This window comes from Vibrio sp. B172a (genome assembly GCF_030248355.1).
GTDB lineage: Bacteria > Pseudomonadota > Gammaproteobacteria > Enterobacterales > Vibrionaceae > Vibrio > Vibrio owensii.
Map to the genome: position 1 here is coordinate 264421 of NZ_JAHGAC010000003.1, position 15279 is coordinate 279699.

At 47.5% G+C, this 15279-nt stretch carries 13 protein-coding genes; 5 read left to right on the forward strand and 8 right to left on the reverse strand.

Annotated elements, in window-relative coordinates:
• Nucleotides 1–90 precede the first annotated feature (90 nt).
• The 8 genes from KIT90_RS04775 to KIT90_RS04810 all read right to left on the reverse strand — a co-directional run bounded on the left by KIT90_RS04775 (nucleotide 91) and on the right by KIT90_RS04810 (nucleotide 10018).
• A complete protein-coding gene (locus tag KIT90_RS04775; protein WP_285375625.1) occupies nucleotides 91–1887 on the reverse strand; it encodes an aminopeptidase P family protein in 1797 nt (598 codons plus the stop codon).
• Nucleotides 1884–2879 (reverse strand): ABC transporter ATP-binding protein, encoded by a 996-nt coding sequence (locus tag KIT90_RS04780; protein WP_050939506.1) that lies wholly within the window; start codon nucleotides 2877–2879, stop codon nucleotides 1884–1886. Before KIT90_RS04780 ends, KIT90_RS04775 begins: the two co-directional genes overlap by 4 nt.
• Before the next feature lie 9 nt (nucleotides 2880–2888).
• The gene (locus KIT90_RS04785) at nucleotides 2889–3872 is read right to left on the reverse strand and encodes an ABC transporter ATP-binding protein (RefSeq protein WP_005445480.1); all 984 of its coding nucleotides are present in this window, start codon (nucleotides 3870–3872) and stop codon (nucleotides 2889–2891) included.
• Nucleotides 3873–3881: 9 nt separating this feature from the next.
• Complete coding sequence (locus KIT90_RS04790; protein ID WP_285375628.1) at nucleotides 3882–4814, reverse strand: ABC transporter permease subunit; 933 nt, start codon at nucleotides 4812–4814, stop codon at nucleotides 3882–3884.
• Between the two features lie 9 nt (nucleotides 4815–4823).
• Nucleotides 4824–5744 carry an oligopeptide ABC transporter permease OppB gene (gene oppB, locus KIT90_RS04795; RefSeq protein ID WP_005439957.1) on the reverse strand — a complete coding sequence of 307 codons (921 nt, stop codon included), beginning with the start codon at nucleotides 5742–5744 and terminating at the stop codon, nucleotides 4824–4826.
• Nucleotides 5745–5908: 164 nt separating this feature from the next.
• Nucleotides 5909–7519, reverse strand: a complete 1611-nt coding sequence (locus KIT90_RS04800) for a peptide ABC transporter substrate-binding protein (RefSeq protein WP_285375629.1) — start codon at nucleotides 7517–7519, stop codon at nucleotides 5909–5911.
• A 317-nt stretch (nucleotides 7520–7836) separates the two neighbouring features.
• Nucleotides 7837–8943 carry a M20/M25/M40 family metallo-hydrolase gene (locus KIT90_RS04805; protein WP_285375630.1) on the reverse strand — a complete coding sequence of 369 codons (1107 nt, stop codon included), beginning with the start codon at nucleotides 8941–8943 and terminating at the stop codon, nucleotides 7837–7839.
• 610 nt (nucleotides 8944–9553) lie between these two features.
• Complete coding sequence (locus KIT90_RS04810; protein ID WP_045483033.1) at nucleotides 9554–10018, reverse strand: TetR family transcriptional regulator; 465 nt, start codon at nucleotides 10016–10018, stop codon at nucleotides 9554–9556.
• 391 nt (nucleotides 10019–10409) lie between these two features.
• On the opposite strand from KIT90_RS04810, the gene hppD reads away from it, so the two are divergent.
• The 5 genes from hppD (at nucleotide 10410) to KIT90_RS04835 (ending at nucleotide 15202) form a co-directional block, all read left to right on the forward strand.
• Entirely contained in the window at nucleotides 10410–11483 is a 1074-nt protein-coding gene (gene hppD / locus KIT90_RS04815) for a 4-hydroxyphenylpyruvate dioxygenase (RefSeq protein WP_285375632.1), read from the forward strand.
• Nucleotides 11476–12606 carry a homogentisate 1,2-dioxygenase gene (locus tag KIT90_RS04820; protein ID WP_285375633.1) on the forward strand — a complete coding sequence of 377 codons (1131 nt, stop codon included), beginning with the start codon at nucleotides 11476–11478 and terminating at the stop codon, nucleotides 12604–12606. The genes hppD and KIT90_RS04820 overlap by 8 nt, the downstream gene beginning before the upstream one ends.
• A 9-nt stretch (nucleotides 12607–12615) precedes the next feature.
• Complete coding sequence (locus KIT90_RS04825; protein ID WP_285375634.1) at nucleotides 12616–13653, forward strand: fumarylacetoacetate hydrolase family protein; 1038 nt, start codon at nucleotides 12616–12618, stop codon at nucleotides 13651–13653.
• Between the two features lie 20 nt (nucleotides 13654–13673).
• A complete protein-coding gene (maiA, locus tag KIT90_RS04830; RefSeq protein ID WP_285375635.1) occupies nucleotides 13674–14342 on the forward strand; it encodes a maleylacetoacetate isomerase in 669 nt (222 codons plus the stop codon).
• Nucleotides 14343–14539: 197 nt separating this feature from the next.
• Nucleotides 14540–15202 (forward strand): DUF2726 domain-containing protein, encoded by a 663-nt coding sequence (locus KIT90_RS04835; RefSeq protein ID WP_005439975.1) that lies wholly within the window; start codon nucleotides 14540–14542, stop codon nucleotides 15200–15202.
• The last annotated feature ends 77 nt before the right edge of the window (nucleotides 15203–15279 follow it).

Here is a 15279-nt window from a genome sequence, read left to right on the forward strand (position 1 = left end):
AAAAGCCAGCCCGAGGACTGGCAATCAAACTAAGTTATTTGAAATTAACAAGAGTTTGAAATGAAAATGAAATTGGAGATAGATAAAACGCTATTTTTCAACCATCTGGGTTGCACCTTGTAACCAAGTTTTGTCATGCGCATCTAATGATGAGCTGAGCGCTTTGTAAACCTGGGTGTGATAGTGGTTTAACCAATCCACTTCGTCTTGGCTAAGTAAGGCGACATCGAGCATGCTGGTGGCAATTGGGGCGAGGGTAATGGTCTCAAAACCGTAAAATGTGCCAAATTCGTTTTGCTCGACTTCTACGACTTTCATGATGTTCTCGATACGAACGCCGTATTCACCTTCGCGATACACGCCCGGCTCGTTGGTGATCACCATGCCTGGTTTCAGTTCCACTTCGCGATGGCTTTGCGAAAAGTTTTGTGGACCCTCATGAACATTTAAGCAAATACCAACACCATGTCCCGTGCCGCATTTATAATCGATACCATGCTGCCACAACACACCGCGAGCCATGATGTCGAGATTGGCACCCGTAGAGCCTTTCATAAATCGAGTCTGAGTCAGTCGGATGACCGCTTTGAGCACTAAGGTGTAGTCTTTGCGCTGTTTAATGGTCGGTGACCCGAAATGGAAAGTACGGGTGATATCCGTCGTGCCGCCAAGGTATTGACCGCCAGAGTCGACAAGAAAGAAGTTGCTCTCGTTGACGACGGCATTGCTTTCTTCATCGGCAGCGTAGTGCATTTTGGCACCATGGGCAGCAAAGCCTGCGATGGTGCGAAAACTGTCGCTCACGTAATGGCGAGTTTGACGACGATAACTTTTTAGCTGTGCCTCAGCAGACAGCTCAGTAACAAGCCCACTTGGGACTTGGTCTTCTAGCCAACTCATGAACCTGACAACTGCCACACCATCGTCCTTCAATGACTGTTCGAGATTGGCTAGCTCGGTCGGATTTTTGCTGGCTTTCATGTCGGTGACCGGGCAAGCCATTGGCTTTAGTGAAACGTTTTGCTCAATTGCACTGACCAATAAACTGTCGGTGTAGCTTGGGTTAAACGCAATAGAAAGCCCTTCACATTGCTGATTCAAATATTGGCTCACGTAGTCGTAATGACGAACGCTGACACCTTGCTCGTTGAGCTGCTTTTCTATCTCAACGGGCAACTTCGCTTTGTCGATAAATGCGGTAGCGCGCGTTTGTTCCACCACAAGATACGCTTCAGATACCGGGCAGTAAGGAGTATCTGCGCCGCGAATATTTAGCGTCCACATTACATCGTCTAACGTTGACACCAACAAACCGTTAACGTGGTTGTCGCCAAGCCAAGAATGAAGGTCTGCCAGTTTTTGCTTGGTCTCTATGCCGGCAAAGGCGACAGGGTGCTCAAAGATCTTCTCAGTTGGTCTGCTAGGGCGGTCATGCCAGATTGGTGTCAGTAAATCGAGGTCGAGGATAATCTGGATGCTTTTAGGCTCAAGCGCTTGTTTGAGTTCTTGGTAAAATGCATAACAGATAGAACGTCCATCTACCGCGATGGTACTGTTGGCTTCTAACGTGCTGGCTAACCATTTAGGAATACTTGGCGTCTCTGGTTGACGCGCTTTAAATAGGTTGAGTCCAGTACCATGAAGCTGTTCTTCAGCTTGAATGTAGTAGCGACCGTCGGTCCATAGTCCACCACCTTGAGTAGTGATAACAACGTTACCTGCCGAGCCGGTAAAACCAGAAATCCATGTTCGACCAGCCCAATGATCCGCAGAGTATTCACTATTGTGAGGATCGTTATTCGTTACGATATAAGCTGCAACATTATAAGTTGCCATCGCATCTCGCAGCGATGAAAGGCGTTGATTTACCGAGTTTGTTGTATTCATGAAAGACTTCCTGAAATCATGTTTGAACAATAGATATGATGTTGCTCAGAGCCAATTTTTGCAGGGCTTTGCTGCCCGCAAAGTTGGGTTGCTTCTGGGCATCGAGTTCGAAAGACGCAACCGCTCGGAGGGCTGAGCGGGGAAGGGAGATCGCCGGGCAGCAATTGGATCTCGCGGTTGCGTGCTAATTGAGGGTTGGCGATTGGCACCGCAGAAAGCAACGCTTTGGTATAAGGGTGCTGCGCATCATCAAATACTTGGTCGTAACGTCCGACTTCCATCGGCTTACCCAGATACATCACCATTACGCGATCACTAATATGACGTACCACGCTGAGGTCGTGGGCAATCATTACCAGTGTCAGTCCCATTTCTTGTTTGAGGTCATCGAGTAGATTGATCACTTGCGCCTGAATGGACACATCAAGTGCGCTCACGGGTTCATCACACACCACCAAGTCTGGATTAAGAATCAACGCTCGTGCGATGCCGACACGTTGACACTGCCCACCGGAAAACTCATGCGGATAGCGGTTACGCTGGCTTGCGAGTAGTCCTACTTTGTCCATCATGGCGATGACTCGCTTTTCAACTTCGGCGCGTTTAAGCCCCGGCTCGTGTGTTAGCAGTGGTTCGGCAATGCACTCTGAAATGGTTAAACGCGGGTTTAAGCTGGCTGATGGGTCTTGAAATATCATCTGGAATTCGCGACGACGAAGGGCGAGTGCGTTTTTGCCAAAGCCACGCATATCTTCACCTTTCCACGTCAGGGTGCCATGTGTCGGTTCAATCAAACGAAGTAGTGCGCGCGCTAATGTGGACTTACCACAGCCGGATTCGCCGACAATGCCAAGGGTTTCGCCTCGGTACACATCTAAGTCAATGCCATTCACCGCCTTGACGATCTTTCTTCGACTAGGAATGATATGGCGCGATACTGGAAAGTGGACTTTCAGGTCGCGGGCAGACAATAACACTTCTTGCTGGGTCATAACGTTTCCTTAAGCCGATTGATGAATAAGAGAAATACTGCCTTGCGCTTTGACATGACAGGCGATGGATTGGCGTCCGTTAAGGGGCGCGAACCGAGGTGTTTGTGTTTGGCAGCGTGGCTCACGATAGTCACAGCGATCTCTAAACGGGCAGCCTTTGTGATTTATCAGAGCGCTTGGAGGGTTACCTGCAATGGTTGGTAAACGAGGCATGTCTTCGGTAATCGATGGGATCGCCTTTAGAAGCCCTTGGGTATACGGGTGAGCTGGCTGGGCGAATAAGGTGTCCGTATCGGCTTGTTCCATTTTTTGTCCGCCGTACATGACTAAAACTCGGTCACACATTTCAGCGACCACGCCCATATCGTGAGTGATAAGCAAGATGGCAGTGTTGAACTCCTGTTGTAACTCACGCAACAGCGTCAGGATTTGCGCTTGTACTGTCACGTCGAGTGCTGTTGTGGGCTCATCGGCAATAAGCAGTTCCGGTTTACACAACAACGCCATGGCAATCATCACACGTTGGCGCATACCGCCAGAAAGCTCGTGTGGATATTGGTTCATGCGCGTTTCCGGAGAAGGAATCCGCACTGCATCTAGCATCTGAATGGATTCTGCAATGGCTTGTTTTCGGCTCATGCCTTTGTGCACCATCAGCACTTCACTGAGCTGTTTGCCAATCTTCATAAATGGGTTAAGAGAGGTCATCGGATCTTGAAAGATCATGCCGATTTTCTCTGCGCGAATGCGGTTTAGTTGCTTCTTCGACATCGCGAGTAAGTTCTCGCCATGAAAACGCGCTTCGCCCGAGACGTTCCCGTTATCAGCTGTTAGCCCCATCAGCGCAAATACCGATTGGCTTTTGCCTGAGCCGGACTCGCCAACGATGCCCAGCGTTTCTCCCGCTTGAATCGCGTAGGAGAGGTTGCTGACCGCTTGCACTTGTCCGTCTGGCGTATCGAAGCGCACGTTCATGTTTTCAATTGATAGCATGGGAAGTCCTTATCGATCTTTCGGGTCAAGGGCGTCGCGTAAGCCATCGCCGATGAAGTTAAAACAAAAGAGGGTTGCGACCAAAAACAGCGATGGGAAAAGTAGCATCCACAATGCCACGTCGATGGTTTTTGCGCCTTCTGAAATCAAGATTCCCCAACTGGTGTCTGGCGGTTGAACACCTAAGCCTAAGAAACTCAAGAAGGACTCAAACATGATGAAGCCGGGCACCATTAAGGAGGAGTAGACCATCACGATCCCAAGCACATTTGGCAGCACATGACGGCGCACAATGGTGAACTTTGTGACGCCAATTGAGTGTGCTGCTTCAATAAATTCGCGCTTTTTGATGCCGAAGGTCACGCCACGTACCACTCGGGCAATACCCAGCCATGACACCATGCCAATCACGATAAAGATCAGATAGATGTTGTTGCCAAATAAGGTCACGAACAGGATGACCATGAACATAAATGGCACTGAGTCGAGGACTTCGATGATGCGCATCATGACGCTGTCTACCACACCACCAAGATAGCCAGAAATACTGCCCCAAATAGTGCCAATCACAACGGCAACCAAGGCACCAACAAAGCCAACCAAAATCGACAGGCGACCACCTTGCATCGTGCGGGCAAATAGGTCTTGTCCTAGGTCGTCGGTACCAAAATAGTGTCCGCTGCTCAAAGAGGGTTTCCCCAACTCGTACGGGTCAGCAAGGATGTTCCAATCAATCTCGTCATGTCCAAAGGCTGCAAGTGAAGGACCAAAGGTGATACACAAGATGATGAACGCGAGCACGTAAACGGAGGTCATTGCCGCGCGATTTCGGCGAAAGCGAGTCCACGCGTCTTGCCATAGACTTCGACCTTCTACAGCTTCGATATTATCAACAACTCGTTGTTGTAAGGATTGAGTATCCAGCTTTTTAATCGATAACATGCTCGGCTCCTAAACTCGGATACGCGGGTCGATAACGGTGTAGAGTAAGTCGACCACAAGGTTGAAAAAGATCGTCAGTGAAGCAACGATCAGAGTAATACCCATGACTAAGCCGTAATCGCGATTCAGTGCGCCGGAGACAAAGTGTTGTCCCATACCGCCAGTACCAAAAAAGATATCGATGATGACCGAGCCTGTGACAACCGAGACAAAAGCTGGACCCAGCATGGCGACGACGGGGATCAATGACGGTCGCAGTGCATGGTGGAACAAGATGTATGCGGTCGATAACCCTTTGGCTTTTGCAGTACGAATATAAGGTTGATTCAGTGTTTCAATCATGGCGCCGCGCATAACACGAGCAATACTGGCGATAGAGCCAATCGCAAGACTTAGCACTGGTAGAACGAGAAAAGCGAGTTGTCCTCCTTCCCAACCACCGGCAGGTAGCCAACCTAAATGAATCGCAAATATCGTCACCAATACTGGCGCGAGGACGAAAGCTGGCACAACAACACCCGTCATGGAAAGGGTCATCAACCCGTAATCTAAGCGGCTATTGCGCTTTAACGCAGCAATGGTGCCGAGCAACATGCCAAGTGGCACTGAGATACAAAAAGACAGAACGCCGAGCAGGGCAGAGACTGGCCAAGATTGAGCGACCAACTGAGTCACCGTAAAGTCTTGATAGACAAAGCTTGGTCCTAAATCGCCTTGAGCGAAGTTGGTAATATAAATCCAGAACTGAACCAAAAATGGTTCGTCGAGGTGAAATTTGGCTTCGATGTTAGCGCGAACCACTTCCGGCATAGGACGCTCCATGTCAAACGGTCCGCCGGGTGCGATATGCATCAACCAAAAAGAGACCAAAGCGATAAACAACAACGTCGGAATCGCGATGGCTAATCGTCTGAGAATGTACCAAATCATGATCCATCATCCTTTGGTCATTCGACGTCACATGTCGTCACGTCGAGAAAGAGAAAAAAATTGGCCTGAGCTCATCACCGAGAGAAGAGAAGTTCGACACGATATGCCATGTACTCGCAATGTCAGTGCGTGTTACCGAGCCGACTCAGGCCGAAAGCATGCCATTAGTGGACTTTCACATAGACATTCTTGCGGTAGTACGAGGACTCGGGGTTAGTACGCTCGTAGCCACCAACATAAGGCTTGATCAAATATTGATCGTTGCCTGGACGGTAAACCGGGATAATCGCCATATCTTCAATCAGCATGCTTTCTGCTTGTAGATACAGCTTTGAGGGGTCATTCATGGTTTTAGAACGCGACATCAACTCATCATATTTGGGGTTGTTGTAGCGTGAATCGTTGTACTCGCCATTGGAGACGAAGATATCGAGCCATGTTGAAGCTTCGTTGTAGTCTGCGGTCCAGCCGCCACGAGTGATTTCAGTTGGCTCTTTTAATGCGTAGAACACTTTAGGCTCGAGTTGTTTAATGGTGATTTGGGCGCCTAAGCGGCTTTTCCACATGCCTGCCATTGCTGTTGCCATTTTCACGTCTTTAGAGAAGGTAGGAACTGTGAAAGTGAGTTTGAGTGGATTCGCTTTGTTATAACCAGCCTGTGCCAATAAGCGTTTGGCTTTGTCGATACGCTGATTCGTTGTCCATGTCGCGTATTCTGGGATGTGTGATTGAAAGCCATCGGTTTGTGGCGGCACCAAGGTAAACATTGGGATACCTCCGTTTCTTAAAATCGCATCGGTTAAGATCTTGCGATCAATGGCATAGGATAGGGCTTGTCGAACACGCAGGTCTTTAGTTGGACCCTGCTGGGTGTTGAGGTAATAAAACGTCGAGCCAAGTGACGCACTGGTGTCTGCGACTTCTTGTGGCAGCTTGGTGATCAGCTTTTTCTTTTGCGCAGAAGGAATCGACATCACTTGGTCTATTTCCCCCGCTAAATAGCGATTAAGCACAACATTGGCATCACCAATCGGCAGCCATGTGATTTTATCCAACACGACGTTGCTTGCGTCCCAATAATATGGATTTTTCACCATCACCATTTTTTCGTTTACCTTCCACTCAGAAACGGTAAATGCGCCATTAGTAACAATGTGTTTTGGTTGCGTCCAGTTGCTGCCGTATTTTTCAACCGTGGCTTGATGCACCGGAGCAAGAACCGGATGACTAAGCAGCTTGATAAAAAATGGAATTGGCTTTTCAAGCGTCACTTGGAAGGTTTTTTCGTCCAGTGCTTTTACGCCAAGTGTTTGCGGTGTTGCTTCGCCTTTCATAATCGCTTGTGAGTTTTGGATGTTTGGAATCGCGGCAAACCAAGCGTAAGGGGAAGCCGTATTGGGGTCGAGTAGGCGCTGCCAACTGTAGACAAAGTCTTGTGCAGTGACATTGTCACCATTCGACCATTTTGCATCACGAAGCTGAAAGGTGTAGACCGTATTGTTGTCGTTCACCGACCAAGATTTCGCAACGCCGGGAATGGTTTTCCCTTGTTTGTCTTGAATCGTTAACCCTTCGAACAAGTCTCGACCAAGGTTAAATGCGGGCTCAGCTGCTTGTTTCGCCGGATCGATAGACGTCACTTCTGCACCGTTATTAAGCGTGATCTCTTGGGCTTCAGCGAGTGTCACGCCCGATGGGTACGGCACGGCATAAGTCGAAGCGGCAAACATTGGGCTCATGATAGATGCCAACAAAAGTAGCTTGGGTAGTTTCATCCTTTCCTCACTCGATTCATCCTTGAAGGTGAGTTGAATGTATATTGTATAAATTGTTCAGACAATCGAGTTTTAACATACCTGTAACAGGGTGTTGAAAGCTGAGCTTTTTGGTCTCAAAAAGTGAGCCAATAGAATTTCAATCCATGAATTTATACCGACTTGGCACAGTCAGGTTATTAGCCAAGAAGGCAGGTCAAAGAGATAATGAAGAGAGTAAAGCGGATAGAAACGAAAAATCCCCTTCATGCGCGAAGCAAGAAGGGGATCAGCATTAGCGTTTCAAATTCAGCGTAAACTGTGCTCTATTCTCTAGATTATTTCACTAGGAAGTGCTTAACGAACTCAGTGATTTTCACCATGTCGTCAACGGCAATGAATTCTTCAGTGGTGTGTACTTTCGCCATACCAGTGGAAAGGTTTACTGTTGTTAGACCTTTCTTGTTGAAGTTGTTTGCGTCGCTACCGCCACCAGTGCCTTTTGTGAATGCATCGATGCCCATGTCAGCAAATGCCGCTTTGATTGCTGATACGTGAGCATTGCCTTCTTCAATAACAAAAGCGTCGTATGCGCGGCTTGATTCGATTTCAACTTCTGCGCCGTGTTTTTCACATACTGACTCGAAGGTAGAGATCATGTGGTTCACTTGTGCTTCTAGCTTCTCACCGTTTAGAGAGCGTGCTTCAGCAACGATTTTTAGTTCTGGCATCACGATGTTTGTCGCTTGACCGCCGTTTACCATACCGATGTTTGCTGTGGTTTCTTCGTCGATACGAAGCAGCTTCATCTGGTTGATTGCATCTGCCGCTACCATGATTGCGCTGATGCCTTCTTCAGGTGCTAGACCCGCGTGTGCAGGGCGGCCTTTGATTGTCGCAACGATTTTTTGCTGACCAGGTGCTGCTGTCACGATAGTGCCGATAGGACCGCCAGTGTCCAGTACGATCGCTTCGTTAGACGTTACGTGCGTCATGTCGAAGTACTCAGAGCCGAACAGACCGCCTTCTTCATGCACAGTGAAAGCAAGCTCTAACGTTTTGTGCTCTAGGTTTTCAGCTTGGATGCAGCGAACCGCTTCCATGATTGCTGCGATGCCTGATTTGTCGTCACCACCAAGGATTGTATTGCCTTTAGAGCGAATGATGCCATCTTCGATGATTGGCTCAATGCCGATACCAGGCGTTACTGTATCCATGTGGCAGCTCATTAGGATAGAGCCTTCTTTCTTACCCTCTAGACGTGCGTACACGTTGAAGCCGTTAGAAATGTGTTCTGGTACTGGTAGTTTGTGAACCGTAAAGCCTAGTTCGCCCAGTTGCTCAGCCAGAGTTTCTGCAATTTGTTTTTCATTCATAGATTCGCTGTCGATGCGAACCAGTTGGCAGAAATGTTCAACTAGACGTTCTTGATTAATTTGTGTCATTTGGATGTCTCTTTCTTTCTTGGTCGAGACCGCAGCGGTATAGAGTGCGAGCCCGAAAGGGAACAGAACACCTCTTATTACACAGCTAATCCATGTGAAAACTGTCTTGAATCAAAAAACACCTCTGCCTGACATTATTCTGACCTGTGAATTACCGGATCTGATGCGGCGGTCACGAAAGTAAATAACAGCTAGGAAAGCACGAGGGTAAGAGCTACGTATGAAATCAGTGTTAGGGGGAATAGGACGCAGAAGAATGATGTGAGCTTTTTACGAATCTCTATATGTCGAGAAAGTCTCTGTTTTAACTGAAGTACTTCAGTATTTATGTACAGAGTCGAGCTATTTTTGTAATTGATGAAAAGTTAGCAGTATATGTGTAGAGCTGATTGTAATTTACCCTCTATTTATTGAAGCAATGTCACGAATGTGGATTAATACAATCTCTGTTTATTCATGTCCTCTCGCACTGCCTTTCTGGATAGACCGAACTCTGCAAAGGGTTCGGTCGCTTTAGTTTCAATGCTGCTAACCTTTTGTTTTTATGTATTCAACACCCTAAAAAAGCAAAATGCCGAGTAGGGTACTCGGCTTCACTATTGATTTGACTTTATTCGTATCGATGAATGCTTAGCAGGGTTAATCCAATCAACCACTCAACCGTGCGTTGGCTATCTTTGTGCAACTTGTAAGAAGCCACTGCCTCTACCTGATTTTGAAAGTCTTTGAGGTAAGGAGTGTGGTGCTCGCAAACGGTCATCAAGAATGCCAAGCGCCAGATCGCCATGAATTCAGAATCTTCGAAATGTTGCTTCCAACTACTGACAAATGCCTCTTCGCTACCGGACAGGTCGAGCTTATCCACCAACATTTTCAGCAGTCTGCCTTGCAGAGCGCGAGGGATATCGGCTTTCTTTGCAAAGTGGTGGCTTATCCCCGTCCTCGATATTCCCGATTGCTCGCTCAACGTTGTGTAAGACATTTTCTCGTAGCCAAGCGTGATCAGTTGCTCTGTCGCGACATCGAGAATGGTGTTGATCGTAATTTGGGTATCTTCGTGAGTTCGGCGTGCCATAACTAATTTGCCAATGTTGTGGTTAAAAAAACGATACTAACACTTATCGTCTTGCATTCCATATAAATATCCTTAACGGGACCTTGTTTGAATGATAAATGCGCGTTACTGCCCAAAATACTCGCCATGGTAACAATCTGTTTACATCTTGTTGTGGTGTGTAAATTGATGCGGGATATGATAATGCATTGATATAGCTCGCTTTCCATATAATTGTCGTAAACGTTTGCTATTACAAAGTTGTGTGTAACATAAATTTTACAACTGCCGTTTAAAACTGCGTAAAGCCAGATTTCCACTCATGTATTCCAATTTTTCTCCTCCTGCGCCAAGTTAGAAATATCGAACGAGAACGTATGTTCAAACACAGCAATGACATAAGGAGAAAGTCATGGTGGACACCTACAACCCATTAGGCACGGATGGATTCGAATTTGTGGAATACACAGCGGCGGATAGCGAAGGTATTGAACAACTGAAAGCGCTGTTTGTATCGTTGGGTTTTGCAGAGATCGCAAAACATCGTTCTAAAGAGGCTTGGCTGTACCGACAAGGTGACATCAGCTTTATCGTTAATGCTCAGCCGCACAGTCAGGCAGAAGGCTTCGCTAAAGTTCATGGCCCTTCAGTTTGTGGCATGGCATTTCGCGTGCAAGACGCGAACGTAGCACTCAAGCAGGCGCTGAATAACGGCGGTGAAGAGTACAAAACGGAAATCGGCCCTATGGAGCTGAGCATCCCAGCAATTTACGGCATTGGTGAAAGCCTTCTGTACTTCGTGGATCGTTACGGCAAACAGAGCATTTACGATGTCGACTTCCGTTTCTATGACGATGCAGAAGAGCGCCTCGCGAAAGCAGACGTTGGTATGTACGAAATCGATCATCTGACTCATAACGTGAAGCAAGGCAACATGGACGTGTGGTCAGGATTCTACGAGCGCATTGGTAATTTCCGCGAGATTCGCTACTTCGACATCGAAGGTAAGCTAACTGGGCTTGTTAGCCGCGCAATGACCGCGCCGTGTGGCAAGATCCGCATTCCAATCAATGAATCTTCTGACGACAAATCCCAGATTGAAGAGTTCATCCGTGAATACAACGGTGAAGGTATTCAGCACATCGCGATGACCACCGATGACATCTACCAAACCGTTCAAACACTGCGTGATCGTGGCATGGACTTTATGCCAACGCCGGACACGTACTACGAGAAAGTCGACGAGCGCGTAAAAGGACACGGGGAAGACGTAAGCAAACTGCGCGATCTGCAAGTTCTTATAGATGGTGCACCAACGAAAGACGGCATCTTGCTACAAATCTTCACTCAGACCGTAATTGGCCCTGTGTTCTTCGAAATCATTCAACGCAAAGGCAACGAAGGTTTTGGTGAGGGTAACTTCAAAGCCTTGTTTGAGTCGATTGAAGAAGACCAAATCCGCCGAGGAGTACTAAGCGATGCATAAATGGATCACATTCCCTCATCGGGAGGGAGTGTGCTCCAAGCAAGCACATGCTGATTTCCCGGAAGAGGCAATTTACGAACGTGAAGCAGGTCGAAGTGGGTTCTTCGGTCCTGCGGCACACTTTCATCATCAACACGCACCGACAGGTTGGTCGGAGTGGGAAGGCGATTTACGTCCGCGAGCTTTCGATTTCAACCTAGTCGAAACGGCGAGTCAGATTTCGCCTTGGGCAGTGCCGCATCTTCTACACAACGCCAACTGTAAGATCCGTGTATGGCGTATGGATGAGAAGATGGACTTCTTGGTGCGTAACGCCGATGGCGATGAGCTGCTGTTCATCCATCACGGCACGGCAGACCTTTACTGCGACTATGGTCATCTCAAAGTGAGCGAAGGTGATTACGTGATGATCCCACGCTCAACCAGTTGGCGATTAGAACCAAGCGAGCCAATGTTTGTTCTGATGATTGAAAACACCGATGCCGCTTATTCTTTGCCAGAAAAAGGCATGGTGGGCAATCACGCTGTATTCGACCCTGCGGTTTTGGAAACGCCGTCAATTAACGACGAATTCCGCGCGCAATACTCAGAAGATCAAACTCAAGTTCATGTGAAGCGCCATGACAAAGTCAGCGTGATTACTTACCCATTCAACCCGCTTGATGCGATTGGTTGGCACGGTGACTTGGCTGTGGTGAAAGTGAACTGGCGTGATATTCGACCTTTGATGTCGCATCGTTATCACTTACCGCCTTCTGCCCACACTACATTTGTTGGTGCTGAATTTGTTGTGTGTACGTTTGTACCTCGACCGATCGAAAGCGACCCTGGCGCACTAAAGGTGCCGTTCTATCATAACAATGACGATTATGACGAAGTCTTGTTCTACCACGCAGGGGATTTCTTCAGCCGTGACAACATCGAAGCAGGCATGGTGACTTTCCATCCGGCAGGTTTTACCCACGGTCCTCACCCGAAAGCGTTCAAAGCGGGTCAGGAATACAAGAAGAAGTTTACCGATGAAGTGGCAGTGATGATTGATACGCGCCACGCGTTAGAGTTTTCTGACGAGCTCGATAAGGTTGAAAACAAAGAATACGTCTATAGCTGGCAAGAGAAGTAAGGGGCAAGGATGAAATTAGCAACCAAGAAAAATGGCACTCGCGATGGTCTATTGATGGTCGTGAGCAAAGACCTGGCACAATGTGTTCCGGCAACTGAAATTTTCCACGCGATGCATCTCGCTCCAACCATGCAAGTGGCATTGGATAACTGGGATAAAGTCGCTCCACAACTGGAAGAGCTTTATAACGCGTTAAACAATGGTTCGGTTTCAGGAAGTGAAGCGTTTGAATCCCACTATCTAGAGTCACCATTGCCCCGCGCCTATCAATGGGCGGATGGCAGTGCTTACGTCAATCATGTTGAACTAGTGCGTAAAGCGCGTGGTGCAGAAATGCCAGAAAGCTTCTGGACCGATCCTTTGATGTATCAAGGCGGTTCTGACGCATTTATTGGTCCTTGCGACAACATCGAATTTGCCAGCGACGAGTGGGGTATTGACTTCGAAGGTGAAGTTGCCGTGATCACCGGTGACGTCCCGATGGGAGCAAGCATTGCAGAAGCACAAGAATCTATTCGCCTTATCATGCTTGTAAACGATGTATCGTTGCGTGGTTTGATTCCGGCAGAGTTGGCGAAAGGTTTTGGGTTCTTCCAATCAAAACCGTCATCGGCGTTTTCTCCTGTTGCAGTAACGCCAGATGAGCTGGGTGAAGCATGGTATGAAAACAAAGTTCATTTGCCTTTGGTTTCAACCTATAACAACGCGCCATTTGGTTGTCCGAATGCAGGCATAGATATGACGTTTGATTTCGCTGATTTGATTGTCCATGCCAGCAAAACCCGTCCAATTTCTGCGGGCGCAATCATTGGCTCGGGCACAGTATCGAACAAACAGGGCACGGAGCACGGTACCTCTATCGAAGAGGGTGGCGTAGGCTATTCGTGCATTGCAGAAGTGCGCATGATCGAAACCATTCGTGATGGCAAACCGTCGACACGTTTTATGTCGTTTGGTGACTCTATCAAGCTTGAAATGTTTGACGCAGATGGCAACTCGATCTTTGGTGCGATTGATCAGCAAATCAGCCAATACCTAAAACACTGAGAGTGAGGGGCAAGGGAAGTATGAGCGATAACATCACCCTCTACGGCTATTGGCGCTCCTCGGCGGCTTATCGAGTGCGCATTTGTTTGAACTTAAAAGAGCTGAACTACGAGTCCAAATCGGTTCATTTGGTGCGTAATGGCGGCGAGCAGCATAGCGCGGAATACCATGAGTTAAATGCCTCTGAGCTTGTGCCAGTGCTGGTGGATGGTGATATTCAACTCAACCAATCTCTTGCCATCATCCAGTATCTTGATGAGCAGTATCCGCAAGTTCCAGTGGTTCCAGGACCATCGCCACTTCGTTACCAAGCTTTGGCTATGGCTCAGGATATCGCGATGGAGGTCCACCCACTCAACAATTTGCGCGTATTGCAGTACCTAGAAGGGAAGCTGTCGTGTGACCAAGAGGCGAAAGTCGAGTGGATTCATCATTGGGTAAATCAAGGCTTTATGGCATTAGAAGAGAAGCTAAACCAGCATCGACAACAACATGGAAACTGTATCTACAGTGTGACTGACTCTCCCTCTGTTGTTGATATTTGCTTAGTGCCTCAAGTGTACAACGCGTTACGTTTTGGAGTGGATATGACTCCTTATCCGGTAATTAGCTCGATTGTAGAAGCATGTAATCAACTGCCTGCGTTTATTGATGCCATGCCAGAGAACCAACCTGACGCGAACAGTTAGCACTCTCTCTACATCTCAATGATTAACAAACGGGCTCTTAATGGAGTCCGTTTTTGTTCTCTCAACTTGACGTAAAAATCGTGTTCAAAACGTTGGCTACTGTTATCATCACCCCGCAAAATTTATCGGTTTTGTTGCTCTGGCTAAAATTTCCATTTAGGCTTTGAGCAACTAGTTGTTTTGGGCGCACTTTATCTATGACCAACATCTTTATCATTGTTGTTCTACTTGTTGTTTTCTTCTTTATCATTCAAAAGTACGTGATCAAAAACGATGACACGCGAGACTTCCCATATCGTTCGAAAGGTCCTTTATTAAAAGGGCAAGAAGGGGCGTTTTTTAATGCGTTAAGAGCGGCAGTTGGTGATCATGCCGTGGTGTTTGCCAAAGTAAACATGGCAACGTTGATCGCACCAAAAGAGATTAAGAACAAAAAGCAGTTCTTTATTGCCAGTAACCGAATTTCACGCAGCTACTTCGATTACGTTATCTGCGACCCTAGAACGCTTGAACCACGCGTGATCATTGAGCTTGATAACGGTCAGCAGCTACATAAAGGCAAAGTCGAGCGCCAAAAGCTGCTCATGCACGTGTGTAAATCGGCAAACCTTCCTTTGATTGGCGCATCGGTAAAACACAGCTACCAAGTAGGGCGTTTACGTCGTTTATTGGCAGCGCACATTGATCTGATTGAACCGGATAAAGAAGTCCGCTTTTGTAAAAAGTGTGGCAGTCCGATGATCATCAGAACAGCAAGCCAAGGTGAGTTTAAAGGCCGACGCTTCTTCACTTGTAGCCGTCAACCAAACTGTACCTACACAGAAAACTACAATGTGGTGTTTGATACCGAAGACGAATAAACAATTCGCTCCCAGATATTGAAATAGAGAAAGGCTTCAACTGGATTGGTTGAAGCCTTTTTTTGCGCGGTTTAATG